At 49.8% G+C, this 19887-nt stretch carries 17 protein-coding genes, 1 tRNA gene and 1 pseudogene; 8 read left to right on the plus strand and 11 right to left on the minus strand.

Annotated elements, in window-relative coordinates; genetic code table 11:
- Positions 1-259 precede the first annotated feature (259 nt).
- The 5 genes from PXY01_RS20305 to PXY01_RS20330 all read right to left on the minus strand — a co-directional run bounded on the left by PXY01_RS20305 (position 260) and on the right by PXY01_RS20330 (position 6798).
- Entirely contained in the window at positions 260-2455 is a 2196-nt protein-coding gene (locus tag PXY01_RS20305) for a methyl-accepting chemotaxis protein (RefSeq protein ID WP_127572683.1), read from the minus strand.
- Between the two features lie 944 nt (positions 2456-3399).
- Positions 3400-4671 (minus strand): S-layer homology domain-containing protein, encoded by a 1272-nt coding sequence (locus PXY01_RS20310; RefSeq protein ID WP_127572685.1) that lies wholly within the window; start codon positions 4669-4671, stop codon positions 3400-3402.
- Between the two features lie 132 nt (positions 4672-4803).
- The gene (locus tag PXY01_RS20315; RefSeq protein WP_127572687.1) at positions 4804-5571 is read right to left on the minus strand and encodes a nuclear transport factor 2 family protein; all 768 of its coding nucleotides are present in this window, start codon (positions 5569-5571) and stop codon (positions 4804-4806) included.
- A 581-nt stretch (positions 5572-6152) separates the two neighbouring features.
- Positions 6153-6518, minus strand: coding sequence for a FlxA-like family protein (locus PXY01_RS20325; protein ID WP_127572688.1), 366 nt, complete (start codon positions 6516-6518; stop codon positions 6153-6155).
- A 203-nt stretch (positions 6519-6721) separates the two neighbouring features.
- Positions 6722-6798: transfer RNA gene (locus PXY01_RS20330), tRNA-Arg, on the minus strand.
- A 249-nt stretch (positions 6799-7047) separates the two neighbouring features.
- Here PXY01_RS20330 and PXY01_RS20335 point away from each other — a divergent pair.
- Positions 7048-7236: a Spo0E family sporulation regulatory protein-aspartic acid phosphatase gene (locus PXY01_RS20335; RefSeq protein ID WP_127572690.1), complete on the plus strand. Its 189-nt coding sequence runs from the start codon at positions 7048-7050 to the stop codon at positions 7234-7236.
- Between the two features lie 36 nt (positions 7237-7272).
- Here PXY01_RS20335 and tadA read toward each other — a convergent pair whose 3' ends face one another.
- Positions 7273-7758, minus strand: a complete 486-nt coding sequence (tadA, locus tag PXY01_RS20340) for a tRNA adenosine(34) deaminase TadA (protein WP_281277897.1) — start codon at positions 7756-7758, stop codon at positions 7273-7275.
- A 532-nt stretch (positions 7759-8290) separates the two neighbouring features.
- On the opposite strand from tadA, the gene PXY01_RS20345 reads away from it, so the two are divergent.
- From PXY01_RS20345 to rluF, 3 genes are all read left to right on the plus strand, one after another.
- A complete protein-coding gene (locus PXY01_RS20345; RefSeq protein WP_246028028.1) occupies positions 8291-10150 on the plus strand; it encodes an ATP-binding protein in 1860 nt (619 codons plus the stop codon).
- Positions 10151-10270: 120 nt separating this feature from the next.
- Positions 10271-11059: an NAD-dependent epimerase/dehydratase family protein gene (locus tag PXY01_RS20350; protein WP_246028029.1), complete on the plus strand. Its 789-nt coding sequence runs from the start codon at positions 10271-10273 to the stop codon at positions 11057-11059.
- Between the two features lie 6 nt (positions 11060-11065).
- Positions 11066-11773, plus strand: coding sequence for a 23S rRNA pseudouridine(2604) synthase RluF (gene rluF / locus PXY01_RS20355; protein WP_127572694.1), 708 nt, complete (start codon positions 11066-11068; stop codon positions 11771-11773).
- 68 nt (positions 11774-11841) lie between these two features.
- On the opposite strand, the gene PXY01_RS20360 is transcribed toward rluF, so the two are convergent.
- Together PXY01_RS20360 and motA are read right to left on the minus strand one after the other, a co-directional pair.
- Positions 11842-12675 carry a flagellar motor protein MotB gene (locus PXY01_RS20360; RefSeq protein ID WP_127572696.1) on the minus strand — a complete coding sequence of 278 codons (834 nt, stop codon included), beginning with the start codon at positions 12673-12675 and terminating at the stop codon, positions 11842-11844.
- Positions 12659-13462 (minus strand): flagellar motor stator protein MotA, encoded by an 804-nt coding sequence (gene motA, locus PXY01_RS20365; protein ID WP_127572697.1) that lies wholly within the window; start codon positions 13460-13462, stop codon positions 12659-12661. Before motA ends, PXY01_RS20360 begins: the two co-directional genes overlap by 17 nt.
- Positions 13463-13888: 426 nt before the next feature.
- On the opposite strand from motA, the gene PXY01_RS20370 reads away from it, so the two are divergent.
- On the plus strand, positions 13889-14182 hold the full coding sequence (locus PXY01_RS20370; RefSeq protein WP_127572699.1) for a hypothetical protein: 294 nt from the start codon (positions 13889-13891) through the stop codon (positions 14180-14182).
- Here the strand turns inward: PXY01_RS20370 and PXY01_RS20375 are convergent.
- Positions 14174-14635, minus strand: coding sequence for a GNAT family N-acetyltransferase (locus PXY01_RS20375; protein ID WP_127572717.1), 462 nt, complete (start codon positions 14633-14635; stop codon positions 14174-14176). The genes PXY01_RS20370 and PXY01_RS20375 overlap by 9 nt on opposite strands.
- 327 nt (positions 14636-14962) lie before the next feature.
- Between PXY01_RS20375 and PXY01_RS20380 the strand changes: the two genes are divergently transcribed.
- Positions 14963-16201, plus strand: coding sequence for an MFS transporter (locus tag PXY01_RS20380; protein ID WP_127572701.1), 1239 nt, complete (start codon positions 14963-14965; stop codon positions 16199-16201).
- A gap of 332 nt (positions 16202-16533) precedes the next feature.
- On the opposite strand, the gene PXY01_RS20385 is transcribed toward PXY01_RS20380, so the two are convergent.
- The gene (locus PXY01_RS20385; protein ID WP_127572703.1) at positions 16534-16974 is read right to left on the minus strand and encodes a DUF4395 domain-containing protein; all 441 of its coding nucleotides are present in this window, start codon (positions 16972-16974) and stop codon (positions 16534-16536) included.
- A gap of 333 nt (positions 16975-17307) precedes the next feature.
- On the opposite strand from PXY01_RS20385, the gene PXY01_RS20390 reads away from it, so the two are divergent.
- Positions 17308-18171 carry an alpha/beta hydrolase family protein gene (locus PXY01_RS20390; RefSeq protein WP_127572705.1) on the plus strand — a complete coding sequence of 288 codons (864 nt, stop codon included), beginning with the start codon at positions 17308-17310 and terminating at the stop codon, positions 18169-18171.
- A 94-nt stretch (positions 18172-18265) separates the two neighbouring features.
- Positions 18266-19114, plus strand: coding sequence for a sulfurtransferase (locus PXY01_RS20395; protein ID WP_127572707.1), 849 nt, complete (start codon positions 18266-18268; stop codon positions 19112-19114).
- A 614-nt stretch (positions 19115-19728) separates the two neighbouring features.
- Here PXY01_RS20395 and PXY01_RS20400 read toward each other — a convergent pair.
- Positions 19729-19887: pseudogene (locus PXY01_RS20400) on the minus strand (IS3 family transposase); the annotation flags it as partial.

Below are 19887 nucleotides of genomic sequence, written 5' to 3' on the forward strand. Positions count from 1 at the left end.
TGAGTACCGGTGGATGACCTTCGACGAAGCAGTCAAGAGCACGGTCATACCGGTAATGATAAGGTTCTTCTGTTTGTGGAGAAGCATTTCGCCAAGCGTCAGCCAACAGAGTGGCTGCGTGCGGTGCCGAAGGGGTAGAGTGGGTCCGGTATGACCAAAGAGCCTAGACTGACGAACGTCAGTCTAGGCTCTTTGATTTGACATCGATCTGTGCGCATGCGCTTCCATGTGCCCGGCTCGGCCATTATCGCGATGTCGGTTACCGCTCCCGTGTCACCGTCAGATGGAACTGACCGACTAACTGCTGCAGGAAGGCGGTAATCGCCTCCACGTTGCGGGAAGTGTGTCTTACGTCCATAATGTCCGTCTGGAGCTCCTGCACCTTGACCTCGACCTCCGACGAGATCGAGCGGTTCTCGATGCTGACCGAAGCAATCTTCTCCATCAGTGCGACGACCTCATCGATAACTTTCGTCTTCAGGATGTCATCTTCCTTGGCACTCCTAAGCGTCTCCATGGCGGCTGCGACGAGCTCGGTACCTTCTTGCACGGCTTGGGTTCCTTGGTTCATAGAGGCATGGGCCTCTGTAGCATGCGCTTCGATTTTCTCTACGATGTCGTGTACTTCCTCCGTCGATGTGCGCGTTAGGTCTGCAAGCTTGCGGATCTCTGCAGCGACGACAGCGAAGCCGCGGCCATGTTCACCGACGCGGGCGGCTTCGATGGAGGCGTTGAGCGCAAGTAAGTTCGTCTGTGACGATATTTCCTCGATCGCGTGAAGCACGCTGCGAATTTCGTGCGCCGTCTCCGTAAAGACGCGAATCGTCTCGTTCGTGTCGGCGACCTTGTCGGAGATGTTCGCTATCGTATCCCCAATCCGCTCCACTTCGTTCTGAGCTACCGATATTTGCTGAGACGCTTTCTGTTCAAGCGTGACTAGCGTCTGCCGCGCCTCATCGGCGACGCTCTTAGCTTCGTCGATATCCTTCAACTGCCGTCGGATGCTTCGCACCATCTCATGAATGCGGGCGCTGACACGCTCGGTCGACTGCGCCGTTGTTACGGTAGAGTCACCGAGAACCTTCTGGCTGGACGTTACGTCTGCGGCAGCAAGCTTCACCTTCAACATGATGCCTTCTAGAGAGTCAATCATATTGTTGATCCATTTCGCTAGATCGCGAGTCTCGTCGTTGTCGAATTGCTCTGTCTTAAGCCGTTTCGTCAAATCCCCTTTGCCTTCTGCGTTAATGCGAATGAATCGGTTAATTTCAGTAAGAGGATGAACGATTTTGCGTCGGCCGCGGGCGTAGCTGGCTGCTATCATCGCTCCTCCGAAGACAAGGCCGGCAGCCGCCGCGCAGAGGCCCGTGGCAAGCGGTGAAGCCGTGGCAGCGACCGTATAGACAATCGCGCCCGACAGCACGGCGCAAGCCGCCGTCCACGCCGCCTGCGGCTTGAGTTGACGCAGCGCGATGCTGCGGACACGGTATACCTCCTCCAAATCGGCTTCGCACATCATCCCCCATGTGTCCGGGCAGTGGGGAAGCTGGAAAGTGACCCCTTTGCCGATGACGGGAATGTGGCGATAGTCGGAATACCCCGGAAACTCGACGAACAGGTTGCTGCCGTTGCGGATCGTATTGGCGACGCCTGGATGCAATTGTCCGGTTGCAGGGTCGGTGAACATCAATTCCAGCTCCGTATGTTCCTTGACGGACACGATGCCCCAATCGGTGCGAACTCCATCCTTCAAGTTGTCACCGTGCGTGAACGTTCGGTCTTCAAAACGGCTGCGGGATAGCGCTGTCCCTGGCATAATATGCTGCTGCAGAGCGGGCTTAGCCATGAAGAGATAGTTATCGCCGGAGTCAGGATATACGTGCCCAGACTCGCGCTGAATTAAATCACCGATAACGTCGTTCGGGACTCTCGCGCATATCGCGCCTTCCCAATGACCTTCCCGGATGACCGGATAAATAAAGGCAATCGTCATTTTGTCATGGAAAGTGGAGGAACGCGGGCCGATCTTAAGCGTCAGCGGGTCCGCGAACGGGCCGAACAAGCATCGCCGTACGGAACGCTCATCGGCTCGAGAATAGTTGATCCCTGCCATTATATTAGATGAACTGTCAATCAGCATGCCAATATGACTAGGATAAGTGGAATACACGACCTTCCCGTTCTGATCGATTTGGAATAGCTCAGTCACGTCGCTCATGCGAGAGTAAGCATCGGCGAATAGCCGTGCCCGACTCTCTTCCCCCTCCGTCGACTGCAGACCGTCCGCTAGACGATCGAGGTTGCGCCAGCCTTCATGCGTCCAATCCATCAACAGTTGTACACGCGTCTCGGCGATCCCTTCAAAAATTGACTCGACATCAGCTTTCGATGAAGCATTCAATCGGTAAGACCACCACAACGGTAAGCCTTGACGCCATCCTAACCATTGAAACATATTACCCACCCCATTATGTCATCTTCTCTTACTATATATGTCATAATTATAGCATGTTTTGTCAAACATAGTCGAGAAATGTGGGATAATACATGAACGCAGGCAAATAAGGAACTAAACCTTACATTTTCTGTTCAAATAATGGACCTATTCCAGCATAACTAAAACATAGAAGAACCGCGTCGCAGGCGCGATTCTCTTAGTAAGCCTGACTTTTGATAAGGGGTGTCGGTTGGTCCAGATCATCGATCATAATGTAAGAGTGCGAAAAACGTAGAATAAGAGCGATAGCCCTCTTATTTCTCGTATATTTCGCACTATATTAAATATTCTGAATATTTACACAATAAATAAAATCGTATATTCTTAAATCAGCAACACGAACCACACAATCTATTAGAAAGGGAACAGCCAACATGGCTCAGCTACACGATTTACAGTGGCAAGTGAAATGACAAAAGAAGCAGCAACAGCAAGTGAAACAGCGGAAGGATCAGGAACCTGCAAGTGGAAAGGGGATAGTCCATTGGATCAGGTGAGGCGAAGCATGTTACGCATAAGGCCAGGCGAGCATGCGGGTAACCATACAGCACAGCTAGTCCCTAAAGATAGGGCGTCACAGATTGCTTGAAGGGATGAGATTCCGCCAAACTACGAATGCGTTAACCCAAAATTTTAAGACTCTCATTAGAAGGGCGAGGATAACGGTATTATGAAGAAATGGAGCGCGAACAATTGAATAGCTACGATACGCGATAGTAAGAGTTCCGGTTATCATGGATAAGCGGAACTCTTATTTTGTTGTGTATTTTTAGTACGAAATTAGACATAGAATAATGGGCATGTAATCAGACTCGAAGAGATAAATAGCCGGCTAACGGACTTGACGTTAGTCGGCTATTTAGGCTAGCTGCGCTAGATTGGGGGAGATTAATTCCCCTGGTTTATCCAAACCTATATACTTTCGAGATTGTAGAGTCCTCTTCGTTGTCGTCTGTTTCATAGCGATAGCCGATATAGACATATCGCTCGTATTTCGGATCATACCCGATAATGTAGGAAATCGTTTTTTGGAAGACTTCTAATTTTGCAACTCCTGCTCTTAGTTCGAATGGGATCTCCTCTAGAACCTCATATCGAACTGTATATACGAATACAGCATTTGGATAGATTGCAGCCATTATGGAGTCTGGATCGACCATAGTGACTTTTTCCTCATGCAGCTTAAGCCCCACCACATCCCCCTCTTCAAAATAATACTTATCATTTTTATATTTCTGTATGAAGCTGTACAATTGTTCCCCTGTATCTTTAGTGCCATTATCCGGAATATCCCCATAAATTTGTAGTTGGTGATCGATGGCCTGCTGCAGCGTGTAACCCTTCATTCGAATATGATTTCCTAAATCATGAAATGTCCATATGACCCCTCTTCCGATTTTCTTAGCGGTATCTTCATCCAGTTCTTTCTTGCCGGTAAGAGATCCTAGGATTTCTCCTGCCTGCTCTTTGCGAATCGTTGGATTGTACTGGTTGATGATTCTTGCAAGCGAATCTTTATGTTTCTGCTCCTCCGAGATCACGGGTCTTGGGTTGTTCACTTCTTGGGCAGGCTCTGATGGCTCTTCGGCATTTCCATTATCGTTAGAATCTGATTGCGATTGCGACTTCACTTTCTTCATATAGGTCGAGAATGATTTCAAGAACTGAACCGCTTCAGCTCTCGTAAGCTTCTCAGAAGGCTTATATCCCTGAACGGTAGCAGAGGTTTTCCCATTAGAGATTTTATTATCCAATAAGAACTGGACTGCCTCTTGTTCGGATAGGTGTTGTCCGGCAATCGAGGCAAGTATGATGGCAACGGTGCCCCGTCGAATTGGCTTGTCCCCATCGGATGTGAACCCGCTGTAAACGTTATTGGCGGTGGCTGTTATGTAGTAATCGTAGTACCATTTGTCCTGATTTGTGCCATGCAAGATTTTGAACTTTTGGGAGCGTAATGCCATGGATAGGAACTCTGCATGCGTAACGGAACGGTTCGGCTTAAAGGTGTTGTCCGAGTATCCGGTTACAATCCCCTCTGATACCGCCCATTCAATTGCGTCTGAAGCCCAATGCCCCTCTACATCTTTAAATTGTGATTGCGCATTAACGGGGTAAGAGGCTAATGAACTAAAGAGAACAAGAAGCACAAGAACATATTTCATAGACTTCATTCAGCTTCACTCCTGTTAAAAGTCCTCACATGGAGGCTTACTTTTATCATAATTATATAGAAACATGCGCTACACTTGCGCTGCAAGCTATAAATGATAGGGGGTCTTCGTGCTGGCTGTTATTTGGAGCTTCTAGAAGACTATATGCAGTATTTTTCCGTTTGGATTTAATCCAATATTACCGGCTGAGTCAGAAATGTATATTCCCTCTATGGTAAGTTCCTTAACCTCTCCTGTTGCCCCTTCAAAAGCAAAATAAAAGTCTGTTTTCTCAGAACCGATAGCCCCTGCGGGCTGGGAAAATTTATAAGACCCTTCGGTTGTTTCAAGATATACAACACAATTATTAAATATCAGTTTTCGATCTGATAGAAGGTTTTCAATATACCCTGTAATCCCCATCCCATTCACTGTAACTATTTTAGAAAAATCGCTGAACGTTACGAATTCACCGACGGTTGAATCTTCAAAAACAGATGGTTCTGACGGAATAGGCTCCTTCTTGATTACGGAGCTCGTATCAATTTTCCAACTAGAGCCCTCTTTGATCAACAACATCGTATCCGTCTGATCAAAATTTCCCGTCTTAGTTGTCCCCCAAAAATTAACACTTGTATATTTGCGAGTCGTATCGTAATCCACCAACTCCGGGATCTTAAACCCTTCTATCTTAGCGCTGTTCATATCGTATTGCTTTTGAAGCCTATTCACTACATCATCGGATGTTTTTCCATTTCCGTCCGTTTCAACTAGATATGCTTTTGCTTTATCATAGTTTCTATCCTGTAATGCCTGATAAAATCCTTGTACGACTTCCTCTGGACTTTTGCTGTTATTGTTGTTCCCGCAAGCTGTAAGTGCCAGTGAAGCGGCTAGGAATATTAAAATGATTCTTTTCATACGCTGCCTCCCAATATTTTGTCACAGACGAGCATCCTCAACGTGATATGCTATAAATATATCGAAATATGCGCTACAATTACGCTACAGACACAAGAATTATTCGCATCATTCAAAAAGAATGGGACATAAAAGAGCCCTCCAGTTGGTTGTCACCAACGGAGGGTTTGGTATTTGCTCGGGGACTCAATGTTCCTACCGATTTCATCATAAGTGATCTGCTTCTCGACCATAATCCCCCCAAAACCCTTGCTGAAATGGCAGGTATACCTCAAGCTGCAGTATCGCGATTCGACAAAAGTATTCAACATAAAGATGAGCATCTATTCCGGATATCTCATGCGCTTGGTGTGCCGATAGAGGAGTTGTTTGACACAGTTTTGGATTAGATGGAGCTCTCCCCGGTTTTAGAAGGTAGGGCGTTGTTTTTGGAGAAAACAAAAAACCCTTATACATCAAGGGCTTAATCGATTTCAATTGGCGCGCCCGAGAGGATTCGAACCTCCGGTCTGCAATTTAGGAATCTGAAGCAACGTGAAGCCGCCTGCGAGTTGTTTATATAGGCGGTGTTTGTACCATTACTATACGCGAAAATCGATCGTTCGATCGGAGTTAGCTGCCGGGCCGACGCTCAAGCTGCCTTGGGAGATTGCACCTTCTTGTGCCTCATTCTTTCCGCTTTCGCTCGTACGGCTGCCTACTGGGTTCTTCTTAGCGGCATCTGCCCGTTTTTGCGCAATTTGCATCTCTATCAGTTGTATTTGTTGTTCCAGTTGCTTAATTTTCTCGCTCTTCGTTTTCTCATCGTCCTTGCTTTGACGTTCCTTGGATATTTCTTGTTGAAGCTCGGTTTTCTGTTTCTCTAGAGCGGCCGTTTCGTCCGAAGAAGAGGTAGACGTGCTTGCTGTACTCGTGCTGCTGCTTGTCACAGCGGAAATGTTCATCATGATGCTCCTCACTTGGTGAATGATAAGAATTAAGAATTCCTTACATATACAAGTAAGTATAGACTAGTCCTACCTCTCAAACCTGAATGCTTGCTGAATAGTTGCTGAATAAGTCTGCGTCACTTTCTGCTAAAGAGCGCCCTTGGAATTTACCCCGGAAAAACAAAGAAGCCTTGTCTAGGACAAGACTGATAGTCATATGATGGCGCGCCCGAGAGGATTCGAACCTCCGACCTGCAGTTTAGGAAACTGTCGCTCTATCCTGCTGAGCTACGGGCGCACAGTAATTAACATTTTACCATGGGGCTATGTTCGGTGCAAGGCCGTACCGAGTGTACGGAATCTCTAGAATAAGCTGAGAAATGGGTAATTAGACCTAGTTAAGTGTCAGTAATGTCGAAAAAAAATGTACATTTTCTTTGAAATATTCGACACAATCCAACAGACTCGCCACCAGCAGTTGGTTATAATATATGTATATAACCACAAGAGTTAACGTAGTGATGGGAGCGAGCCTAGAGCGTGTGTCATGAATAAGAATGAACTGCTCACTCAATTGCAAGCGCTCCGTCTGAAGCTCCACGAGATGGCTGAAGCGCGCGGTACTTTAACAGATCCAGACGTTATTGCGATCAGTGAGGAAGCTGACCGTGTCATTATTATGTTGCAGCAATTGAATCGAACTGGAGCTAGTCGCTCGAATAATAATCGAGTGTGACGCTTCAACTATGAGCTGGCGCCTAATAATTAGGCGCTATTTTTTTTTGTGCCGAAGGCTGCGGAAGAAGGCTGTTAGCAGCAACGCACATTCTTCCTGCATGACGCCGCTCGTTAGCTCGGCCTCGTGATTGAATCGGGGCTCCTGCAGCAAATTCATCAGCGTGCCTGCGCAGCCAGCTTTCGGATCATGCGTACCGTAGACGACACGCTTGACCCGCGATTGCACGATGGCGCCTGCGCACATCGGGCAAGGCTCAAGAGTGACGTACAATGTACAGTCGAGCAGTCTCCATGCATCTAAATGCTGGCTCGCCTCACGGATCGCAATCATTTCGGCATGCGCGGTTGAATCCAGCTTAGTCTCTCGAAGGTTATGTCCTCGGCCGATAATTTCTCCATCCCGCACGATAACGGCGCCAATCGGAACTTCTCCAATCGCTTCCGCTTTACGCGCTTCTTCAATAGCCGCCGCCATCCAGCGGCGGTCTTCTTCTCGTTCAAATCGTTGTTCAGCTGTCACTTGCCTGTCACCTCGTCCCTTATTGTATCTTGTTTTCCACCATACCTCCATACCTGATCTGCAAGCTGTATAGTAGTCCACAGGTAAGGGTGACGTAGTGGATAACTCCATCAAAAGTATTGAATCTTTATGGGTCATTCATGCTATTACACAATTCGACGAGGGATAAATGTCGAACATGATCGAATTGTGCCGCGAACAGATATTCGTTGTTAACAGCATGTGCATATTTATGTGGATAACCTAGACTTTTGTCCACTAAATTATCAACAATCCATACATGGGTGTGAATAAGCCTGTGTATAATGCGAATAAACTGTGGATAACAGGGGCCTAATCCACATCCCATGCACACCTTATTAGGGATAACTTTATCTAAGTGTGTAGAACCAATTGACGATCAGCTTGAACAAACCATGGTTGACTTAGGTCACAATGGCCTCGCTTTCATTTGATGTAAATTATGGTATGATGAAATAAAGTAGAATTATATCGAAATAGTGCGAACTGGACAACCTAAAAGGGTGTGACAATGATGTCAGTCAAGAAGAAATTAACGCTTGTTATTGCAGCTATTATCAGTGTAATTCTTGCGACATATATGTTGCATCAGTGGATGATGTTAAATAAGCATCTAAGAGAGCAGGTCGAGGCTTACCTTCACGACGTCACGACGAAGATGGAGAAATCGGATGAGCTGGAGCTGTACACTGAACGGATTGGAACGGATGACAGCTATATTTATCATGGTGTACAGGAAGTTAGTATTCTGCGAATAGAGAATGGCGAGCCGTTATTGGTCCAGGGAACCTACGGACTCCACAGTACCGATGATGAACGAGCGTCCATATTGAAGGCAGCTAAAGGGACGGTTGTTACCTCTGACATCACATTCGGTCGTGAGCAGCATTCGCTTGTCTATTATGCTCCGCTGAATCATTATCCCGAGCCTGTCGTCGTCCGGATCGTGTTCGATCTCGCACGTACGGATGCCATCGTAAAGCAGGAGCTTCGAGAGCAATTGATCGTTTCCGTTATTCTGTTGGTTACAGTGACGCTTGCAGCTTACTGGCTGCTTGGACGGATCTTCAAACCGCTTGATACGATTGTGTGGAAAGTGCGTAAGGTCGCCAATGGCAAGTTCGACGACATCATCCCTGCGCACGGCAAGGACGAATTTGGACAGCTTGCCACTCAAATGAATAATATGTCCAAAAATATTAGCATTTATATGGATAAGCTGAAACGAGCCTTTGAAGATAACCGTTCGATGAAGGATTATCTGGAATCGTTCATCAACCATACGACGGATGCGATTCACGTGTTCGATCATAACGGTATTATTTCGTCAACGAATGCAGCATTTACGCAGATGTTCGGTTATGAGGAGCATGAGGTAATTGGTCGCAAGCTGGCTTTTGTTCCGCCTCAGTGGGAGCAGGAGGAGAAGAAGGCAATAGAGGCGCTGATGGCAGGAAAGACCGTGCCACCGATGGAGTCGATGCGGCGCAAGAAGAACGGTGAATACATCTCGGTTAGCGTTACGATATCGCCGATCCGTGACCCGGGTGGTACAATACGCGCCTTCGCAAGCATTACGCGCGATATGACGAGCCGCAACAAGATGGAGGAGCTGCTCCGCCGCTCCGAGAAGCTGACGACAGTCGGCAAGCTGGCGGCCGGGGTCGCCCACGAAATTCGTAATCCCTTGACAACGCTCAAAGGATTTCTGCAGCTGCAGATGCAGACGAATAAGCTGAACCGACAGCATATCGATATGATGATGACAGAGCTTGACCGCATTAATCTCATTGTAGGCGAGTTTCTTATTCTGGCGAAGCCGCAGGCTGCGAAATTTCAGGTGAAGGATGTTCGGTTTGTACTTGGTGATGTAATGTCGCTGCTCGATAGTCAAGCGCACTTGTGCGGCGTAGTTTTTCAAAGTGAATTTACGAAGGAGGCCTGTTACGTACATTGCGAGGAGAATCAACTGAAGCAGGTGTTCATCAATTTGCTGAAGAATGCTATGGAAGCGATGCCAAGCGGCGGTACGATTAAGATTAAAGTAGAGATCAGCGAGCAGCAGCAAGTGTGCATCGAAATTATCGATGAAGGCTGCGGCATTCCGGAGGAAATGATTCCATCGCTCGGCGACCCATTCGTGACGGGCAAGGAGGCCGGTACAGGACTTGGCATCATGATTAGTCAGCGAATCATTCAAAGCCATCGCGGCACGATGTTTATTTCCAGCCAGGTGAACGTTGGGACGACGGTTATGATCACGCTCCCTTACGGGGTGGAGTCAACGGATCTGCCAGATTCGGCAAATCAGCTCGACCAAACGGCACAAGTTGAGAGTGAACAATCGATGAGCTTGAAAGAAATTTCTTAAGAATTACACTCCTTTGGCTGCATCGGCCCACAGCAGTCTCGATTGACGGCCCAATTTCAGGTACAATAGACGGTACAGACACATAGCGCGTATGCGGCATATGAAGGATGGGATCGGTACGTGGAATGGCATCAACCGCAAGTGGCTTCAATGCCAACACCAACCGGCTATCGGGCGCTGCTTGTTGGAGCAACCGGCTTGATTGGCAGCTCGCTGCTGGGAAGGCTGCTGGCACAGGACGATTGCAAACAGCTGGTCATATTGACGCGTCGACCGCTGGACGGTCCGTCGGCGCGAATCGTGTCTTCTGCGGGAGCGAAGGCAGATAAGCTGCGCGTTATCGTCGCTGATTTCGATCGGATGACCGAGGCGCTGTCTGATGTGGAGGCTGATGTCGTCTATTGTGCCATTGGAACGACAAGACGTAAGGCGAAGTCGAAGGAAGCGTTCCGTAAGGTTGACTTCGATTATCCGTTAATGCTGGGCGAATGGGCTAAATACCGTGGCAGCCGCAAGGTTGTAGCGGTGACCGCGATGGGCGCATCGACGTCTTCTCCGTTTTTTTACAGCCGTGTGAAAGGGGAACTGGAGGAAGAGCTTGCGGAATTGAAGCTTCCGGAGCTGCATCTATTTCGCCCGTCGCTTCTGCTCGGCAAACGACAGGAATTACGCCTAGTTGAGCTGATCGGCTCTTGGGCGGCAGTTGCGCTTCGGCCGTTCATGGTAGGAGGGCTGCGCAGGTACAGGCCGATTGGGGGCGATACTGTCGCGGCCGCTATGCTTAAAGTCGGAACTCATCCTGCTGCAGAAGGCGTTTATGTGTACAATTCGGCAGATACAGCTGCGCTTGGCGAGGAGCGACGCGGCGGCAAGAGGAACGAAGGCTCGGACAGCAGCATGATGGGGTGAAGGACAGTGAGAATTAACAAGTTTATAAGCGAGACCGGGTTCTGCTCGCGGCGGGAAGCCGACAAGCTGGTAGAAGAGGGCCGCGTTACGATTAACGGGATCATGGCCCAGCTTGGCAGTCAAGCGGAGCAGGGGGATGACGTGCGGGTGGATGGCAAGCAGATCGGCGAGTCGAAGCGGCATGTATATATTGCGCTGAATAAGCCGGTTGGCATTACGAGCACGACCGAGCGTCAGGTAAAGGGCAATATTGTCGATTTCGTAGGCCATCGCGAGCGAATTTTTCCGATCGGGCGGCTGGACAAGGATTCAGAAGGGCTCATTCTGCTGACGAACGACGGAGATATCGTGAACAAAATTTTGCGTTCTGAGGGAAAGCATGAGAAAGAATATATCGTGACGGTGGATCGGCCGGTAACGGATATGTTCTTGAAAGGGATGAGCAGCGGCGTTCGAATTCTCGGCACGATGACGCTGCCATGCAAGGTGACGCGTGTAGCGGAGCGAGTGTTCAAGATTATTCTGACTGAGGGCAAGAATCGTCAAATTCGCCGGATGTGCGAAGTGTTTGGTTACAATGTCGTTCGGCTTCGCCGGATGCGGATTATGAACATTCATCTGGGAGATCTGGCGATCGGGCGCTGGCGAGACTTGCACCGCGACGAGCTGGACGAGCTGTTCAAGATGCTGAACTACAGACCGCAAGAGCATTGAGATAAGACAAGAGGCTGGTACGCCTGACGCTTGCTTGGAGCGAGCGGTTGGCATACCAGCCTCTTGTGTTATTTGGCGGCCAGGGTCGTATTAGTGTCAGTCTCACTTGTATATTTACGCATGAGTGACACTTCGACACGGCGGTTCTTCGACCGGCCTGCAGCTGTATCGTTCGTGTCCACCGGGCGGTATTCGCCATAGCCGGTTGAGCTGATCAGCTTCGGATCGATATCTGCACTGCTGAGCAGCACTTCCATGAAGTTGAGCGCGCGCTGCGTACTCAGCTCCCAGTTGTTGCGGAACTCATGGTTCGAGATCGGCTGGTCATCTGTATGGCCGGCAACGATAATCTCGTATCCCGGATACTTGTACAACATCTTGCCGATTGCTTGACCAAGCTTACGGGCATCCGGCTTCACTGCTGCGCTGCCGGAGGCGAACAAAGCGTTGTCACTGATCGTAAGCAGGAGCTGAGACTGATTCAGCTTCGTATCGAGCTGAGTCGTCAGACCGGCGGACTTAATATATTGATCCAACTGCTTCTTCAGCTTCTCAAGATCCTCTTGCTCCTTCTGACGGAGCTTCTCGAGTTCACTGTTCTGACTCTTGTTCTTGTTCTTGACCGTCTGTGCCTGCCGCTGCTCAATACTCTCTGTAAAATCCTCGGTTTTACTAGTAGGATTCTGTTCGATCGACTTGAATCCATCCAGAACACCCATCCCGCCGTCGAGCGCCATGTTGAATGCGCGGCTCATCTCATCAAACCGCTTGGCATCGACTGAGCTCATGGAGAAAAGGACGATGAAGAGTGCAAGCAGCAGCGTCATTAAGTCGGCATAAGGGATGAGCCACGATTCGTCTGCATGCTCCTCGTGCTCTTCGTGTCTACGCTTCCTGCTCACCTTTCCTCTCCTCCTTCTCCAGCATCTTCGCACGCTCTGCAGGCGTCAAGTATACCGACAGCTTCTGATTGATCGCAATCGTTGAGACGCCGCTCTGAATAGACAGAAGCCCTTCTACCATCATCAAGCGGATGTCCGCTTCACGTCGGGACAGACGCTTCAGCTTATTCGAAATTGGGTGCCACAGCACGTAACCGGAGAAAATACCGAGCAGTGTCGCGATGAACGCGGCTGCAATGGCATGAGACAGCTTCTCCATGTCGCTCATATCCGACAGAGCGGCGATGAGACCGATAACGGCGCCAAGTACCCCGAGGGTAGGCGCGTACATACCTGCTTGAGAGAACAGCAGCGCGCCCGTCTTATGGCGCTGCTCCGTTGCGGCGATGTCCTCAAGCAGCACATCGCGGACGAAGTCTTGGTCATTACCGTCGATAATCATCCGCATGCCGTTGCGTAGGAATGAGTCTTCGATTTCATCAACCTTTGCTTCCAATGCGAGCAGACCTTCGCGGCGCGTGATCGTTGCCCATTCCATGAACAGACGGATCAGTTCCTCGCGCTCAGGCAGCTTTTGCTGCTTAAAAATAATTTTAAATAAGGTCGGAATTTTCTTGATTTCCGAGAGCGGGAATCCGACGAATAACGTCGCAAGCGTACCGACAAAAATGATGACGTACGCTGCCGGGTTGTTCACCAGATTGACGATTGGAGCTCCCTTGAGATACATCCCGAAAATGACGGCAACGAGACCGAGTCCAATACCGATACCAGTTGATTTCTCCATAATACACCCCGTCCAATAGTAGAAAGTTCGACGAACAATGATGCTGCGTCTGAATGCACATAAGCATCCCATTTCCTATTATATCGTCATATTGTGGGGCAGAAATTAGAGATAATAGTTCTTTTTGTCGGCGGAAGGTCGAAAAGTATTATCAGATGTCGTAAAAATGCCATAAGAATGTCGTTTAGGCTCATGAATGCAGCTTACAAAATGTTTTGGTGAGTGGCGCTTGTCGGAAATGAAAGCGTAGCGCATTTGGTGTAAAATGGAGAGACCCTGCGAATTTCAAATGCCATGTCGGGCGGGACTGCTTCGCGATGATTGCGAGAACCGTGATGCAGCGGCATAGAGGGGCAGGGAATGTAAGCTTGAATGCGGCGCAATCGCGGCGTAGTCAATGAAAAGATACGAAGGGACGGGATTCGAATGGGTGTTAGACACGCGCGCGAATATGCGGATATATTGAAGGATTTGACGGAGGCGGTAAGCGCGATTCCGAATAGCTATGAGTTTTTCGAAATGACGAAGGAAGAGTGGGAGGAGCTCGGAGACGAGGAGAAGGCAGAAGTGATGGAGGCGCTGGCCGATGATGTGTTCTACGGTCTCGGCCAGCAGGCGGACATTCGTGTAGGTGACGGTGCTATCGTCTATGTGGAGAAGCATCATATTATTGAAGTGGTACAGGCTGGAAATGTGACGCAGGTTGTACGGTTAATCTAAGCTGGCTCCAGTATAGATCATACAGTGGAACTCAGCCAATCCTGTCGGTGTCGGTCGCTCATACGTGTCCTCAATGACAAAGCCCGCTCGCTGGTAAGCACGAATGGCTCGGATATTCCAAGTGAGCACTTCGAGATCGACGGCGTTATCAGGCGCTTGGCGGAGCGCTTCTTCAGCGGCTGCATTGGCGAATGCCGGGCCGAATCCGCGGCCGCACAGATCCGGGCGAAGGCCAAGGCCGAGACGGGTTACGCCGAGCATCGGAAACAATTGCAGGAAGCCGATCATATGGCCCTCATGATCTATGGCGGTCATATATTGCTGTCTGCGGATCGTTTCGTCACCGAATTCGATGCCTTCGGCCTTCATACGGCTCCAGTCTGGCCATCCATATAGATCGAATGGCGGCTCATAGCGCCAGCCGCACAGCTCCTCTGCTTGTTCAAGGCTCATCGGAACGAAGCGGAACTGGGGGTTAACGGAACGACTGTTGAAGCCGATATTTTTATCAGAATTATGGAACTTCAAGGTGATGACCTCCAATTTTGTCACGAAAGATTCGAACCCGTGGCAGTTAGGCAAGGGCGGCCAGTGGTATGATGATGAGGTAGGTTTTTGGGTATGCTGTTACCAGCCTTTTGAATCAGGTTTATATATAGGATAACAGATTAATGAGTGACCTGTATAAAGCATCACCAAGCCTATAGCTCGCGAAGCAGGTTTCGCTATTGAGTTGTAATAGAGCTTGCTCTTATTCCGCAAAACCTTTAAGGAGTTCCTATGCGTAAATTGATTGCCGTCGGCAGCTTATCTTATTTTCTCATCGGTCTGGCTATGGTACTAACAGGGGCCGTGCTGGAGCCGGTGATCGCGCATTATAAACTCGATTATAAAGAAGGAAGTCTGTGGATAACGAGTCAATTCGTTGGCTATCTGCTAGGAGTACTTGCTGCTCCGATGATCACTTCACGAATCGGTAAAAGAAGCGCGCTCGTGCTAGCGTTCGGCTGCCTGACCGTTGCGGAGGCTTCCTACAGCATGCTGGGGCCATGGACACTTATGCTATTAATTGCACCACTGGCAGGCTTAGGCTTCGGAATGGCCGAGGCGATCGTCGGTGCGACGATTATCAGCCTGTCGGATGCGAAGAAGGCGTCCTCAATGGTGTTGCTGGAGGTGTTCTTCGGCATCGGTGCACTTGTCATGCCGATCGGGGCAGCTTATTTGATCCACGAGGGAGTGTGGCAGCTGTCGTTTCCGGTATTAACTGCAATTTCGGGCGTGACGATGATGCTTTGGCTGACAATGTCATTCGGAGAGGCGGACGACCGTATCCGTTGGCCGGCGGGACCGTCTGAAGCATCTGATGGCATTCGGAGCAAGAAGCTGGAGCAAGAAAGAGAGCCGAAACACAGCTATAACCGGAAGGCGATCCCTTTTCTGCTGTTCGGTGTACTGTTCTTTATGATTTATGTCGGATTAGAGATGAGCTACTCTAACTATCTGGCAAGCTTCATGATCGAGCGCACTGGGACGACGGATACGAATGCGACTTCTGTACTTAGCTTATTCTGGACGTTCATGGTCATCGGGCGCTTGTTCGCGGGTCCTCTAGCGGATCGGATCGGGTTTGCGCTCTATATCGTTATGGCATCGGTCGGGTCGATTCTCGTGCTGACTTTATCGGTGTTCACAATGTCGTTCAATGGTCTTGTGATCTGGACTTGTTTGGCCGGACTTGCAATGTCAGGACTGTTCGCTGTTGCCCTTGTCTATGCTAACAGCCGCATTACCGGTATGACGGACCGGACGACGAGCTTGATGGTCGCTGCCGGCGGTATTGGCGGAGCGGTGTTCCCTCGTGTAGCGGGCTGGCTGATGGACAGCTATGGCACGACGACGACGATGTGGATGATCGCTGGCTTAGCGGCTGCGATGCTGGCCGTGTTTCTGATGATGGCGGTGTCAGCCCGCAGAACGCGGCAAGGCGATGATCAGGAGCCGATTACGGCGGTATAATAGACGAAGGTCCCGCAATCGGGTAAGATGCGGGACCTTGTTGCGCTTGCTGCGATGATGAGGCAGCAAGGCGGCGGTATGGAGAGACGGCGATGCGCATTCTTGCCGGTGCTAGGACCTGCCCGGGCTGGTGCTCTGACATTAGTCTAGGCTGAACGGTCCGCTATGAGTCTCTCAGGCTTGCGGAATTTTGCACGATGTACAGTAATGCATTCGAAATGGAATGCTGGTGCGAGGAATAGATGCAGAGTAGGCAAGAATTAAAGTCCATTAGGTTATTAATATGAAGAAAGCCTGTAATAATTGCAGGCTTCACAGTACAAGACGGCGTGTTATCCGCTTATCCGTCTTCGGGCGACGAATTGCTTCCACTGAAAATATATAAAGCAGCCGAGGCAGAACCCGCAGAGCGCCAGTATGACAGCTATGCTAAGAAAGCCGATGAAGATGTAGCCGACAATAGAGCTGCCCAGCGCAAATCCAATTAAGGCTCCTGTAAGGAAAAGAATCGCCAGCAAGCTGTTGAACCGGAGCAGCTCGCGGCTTTCGGTTCTCTGGCTGATGGGGAAGATCCGAGCGAAAAGGCGAACGAACAGGTTGTACCGAACGCCCCATGTGCGGCTTATGATCTGCACGACAAGAGGCACAATGAGCAGCCATAGCTGCTGGGTGACAACGCTAATAATAATGAATAGTAAAATACCGAGTTGATTGCCGCGCACACGATGGAGGGGCACATCGTCAACACCGGAATGTACCGGTTGAGTAGTCATAGTCGCAAAGCCTCCTTATTATAAATGTAAGGAACCGTTATGCTAAGACGATTATACTACAATTCCGAGTAAAATGACCTTCTTAATCATAGAATATTGGTCGATTTGACATGCGCATGGTTACGCGGAGTAAGTTGGACTATTTGGCGCAGCAGCTCGAGTTGAGCAAGATAGAAGGAACGCAGGAGGGCAAAAGGAAGTTAGAATGATGCAGAAACATTTTCCTGATGATAGGCTGGAATGCTATGATAAAGCTAATGAAAGCCGTTCACGGCATCGGAGGAATGAGATTATTCGAATCGTTAGAGAGGGAATGGAAAGGAGAGCGCAATAATGAGTATAGGTCATGAATTGCTTCATGAAACGTTCGTGCTGGAGCGGGGATCGGATGCACGTATCCGGGGGGATGTGCGGGTCCAGGCTGAAGGAGCCGAGGGCGTGCGCAAGCCGATTATCGTGCTGCTGCACGGGTTCAAAGGGTTCAAGGATTGGGGAAGCTTCCCCTATGCGGCAGAGAGGCTGGCATTAAGCGGCTTCGCGGTCGTGACGTTCAATTTCTCGCATAACGGGGTAGGCGAGAGCGACTTCGACGAGCTGGACAAGTTCGCGATCAATACGCATACACTCGAGCTCGGAGATATTGAAGCGGTGCTCTCGGCGGCTCGCGAGGGACGACTGCCGCTCGCGGAGCGGCTTGATACCGAGCGAATCGTGCTGGTGGGCCACAGCCGCGGCGGTGGGGATTCAGTATTGTACGCGGCAGATCATGAGGCAGAGCTTCGCGGCATTGTATCATGGAACGGGATAGCGGACTGCGATCTGTTCGGTGATGAGTTCCGCGAGACTGTGCTGCGTGTGGGCGTCGGTTATGTTCCGAATGCGCGGACGAAGCAACAGATGCCGATCTCGCCAGCATTTTTCAAGGATCTGGACCAGAATGCGGAACGATTCGATATCGTAGCTCGGGCGGCAGCGATGAACATACCGGCGCTGTTCCTGCAAGGTGACAACGATTCGCCGCGTCTTGTACATGGGTTCGAGGAATTGCAGCAGAGGGCGCCGCAGCATCGGTATGTTGTGTTGGAAGGGGCCAACCATACGTTCGGTGCGGTGCATCCGTGGGCAGGAACGACGGACGATTTGGAGCGGGCGATCAGGCTGACGGTTGATTTTGCGACGGAGGTTACGAAGGGGTAGCCGATTGCTAGCGGGCAGTCGGGCAGCGTGAATAACGGGTAGATGGGCAAGAAAAGTAAAAGTTTGGTTCAAGACTATTAAGGAGTGATTCGTGATGTCCTATATGAAGTCGGCGGAATGGGTGCGGGAGCACTTAGGCAAGGATGGGCGCGTCGTCGTCGATGCACGTTATGTGCTGACCGACACGAATGCAGGGCGCAGCGCGTATGTCGAGGGGCATTTGCCAGGGGCGTATTATTTGAGCTTGAGCCATGATCTCTCCTCGCCGAAGCGTGAGGACGGACGGGGCGGACGTCATCCGCTGCCGGACCCGGCTGTACTGGCGAAGACGCTGGGCCGCATCGGCATTAGCAACAATACGCCGGTTGTGGCGTATGACGACCAAGGCGGGGCAATGGCCTCGCGTCTGCTGTGGCTGCTGCAATGGACGGGCCATACAGGCGAAGCAGTCGTGCTGGATGGCGGCTATGCGGGCTGGGTCGCGGCAGGCTATCCGGTCACGACGGAGGTACCGGCGGATGTGGAAGGCGTTGTGTACACACCACGTCTTCGGGAGGAGATGCTTGTGAGCCAAGACGAGGTGCGCGAGCGGATCGGCCGCGCGGGTACGGTCATTATCGACTCGCGTGATCCTGCTCGTTATCGCGGCGAGAACGAGACGATGGACCCGGTCGGCGGACATATTCCAAGCGCAATTAACCGCTTCTGGACCGAGGGCCGCGGCGCCGATGGCAAGTGGAAGAGCGCCGAGGAGCAAGCTGCACGGTTCGAAGGCATCTCGAAGGACGACGAGATTATCGTCTATTGCGGCTCTGGCGTAACGGCAACGCCGAACGTGTTCGCTCTGAAGGAAGCGGGATATAAGAATGTGAAGCTGTATGCGGGTAGTTGGAGTGATTGGAGCGCGAATAAGGATAATCCGGTGGCGACGGGTGAGGAGTAAAGGTCGAGAGGCATGTAATAGTATATAGATCTTGGATGCAGAGCAAGGTGAGGTGATCGCCATTGCTCTTTATTTTTATGTCTCGAAGTCAACATGGAGTCAACAAGCGGTCCCATAAAGTTATTATATAGCGTGCTTATGCGTCCGTACGATTATACCTGTCTTTATTAATCAGGGGTAGAACTTCTAACTATAGTGTTGTTTTTTTAGTTAGTGTTAGAAAATCAACAATCTAGAAGTACAAATGAATCAATCAACATAGAATCAACAATAATAAATCAATCATAATTTATAAAATACAAAATATGACACTCTATGAGAGCAATTGCATGAAGTTGATTGCCGTTTTCTCCCCAGACAAAAAGTCGGTTAAGGCCTAATGCAAAACTTGGAGCGGGGGATGTTACTCTACCAATATCTCGATGTACATTTCGAAGTCATTTTCAGTGAGTGGTTCACTAAGTGGAGTGATTGGATTAGTTACCCCAACAACGCCGTTGCAACCGGGGATGAGTAAAAGCTGAGAGGAATGTAATAGTGTGAAGAATTTAGATACAGAGCATGGCGGCCAATGAACTGCATCCCGTCAAGTAGACAGCACAAAAAATAAAGATCTATGAAACGGCCTTAGCCCTGAATTCTATGGGGCTGAGGCCGTTTAGGTTTTTCTGTAATCTCTCGTAATTGTAAAAGTGAATGTATTTATCAATGTCGTTTGGTATTTATGTAAATAGTACTTTTCACATTTCAGCGTTCCCCAAAAAGATTCCATT

Source organism: Paenibacillus xylaniclasticus (genome assembly GCF_004001065.1).
Classification (GTDB): domain Bacteria; phylum Bacillota; class Bacilli; order Paenibacillales; family Paenibacillaceae; genus Paenibacillus_T; species Paenibacillus_T xylaniclasticus.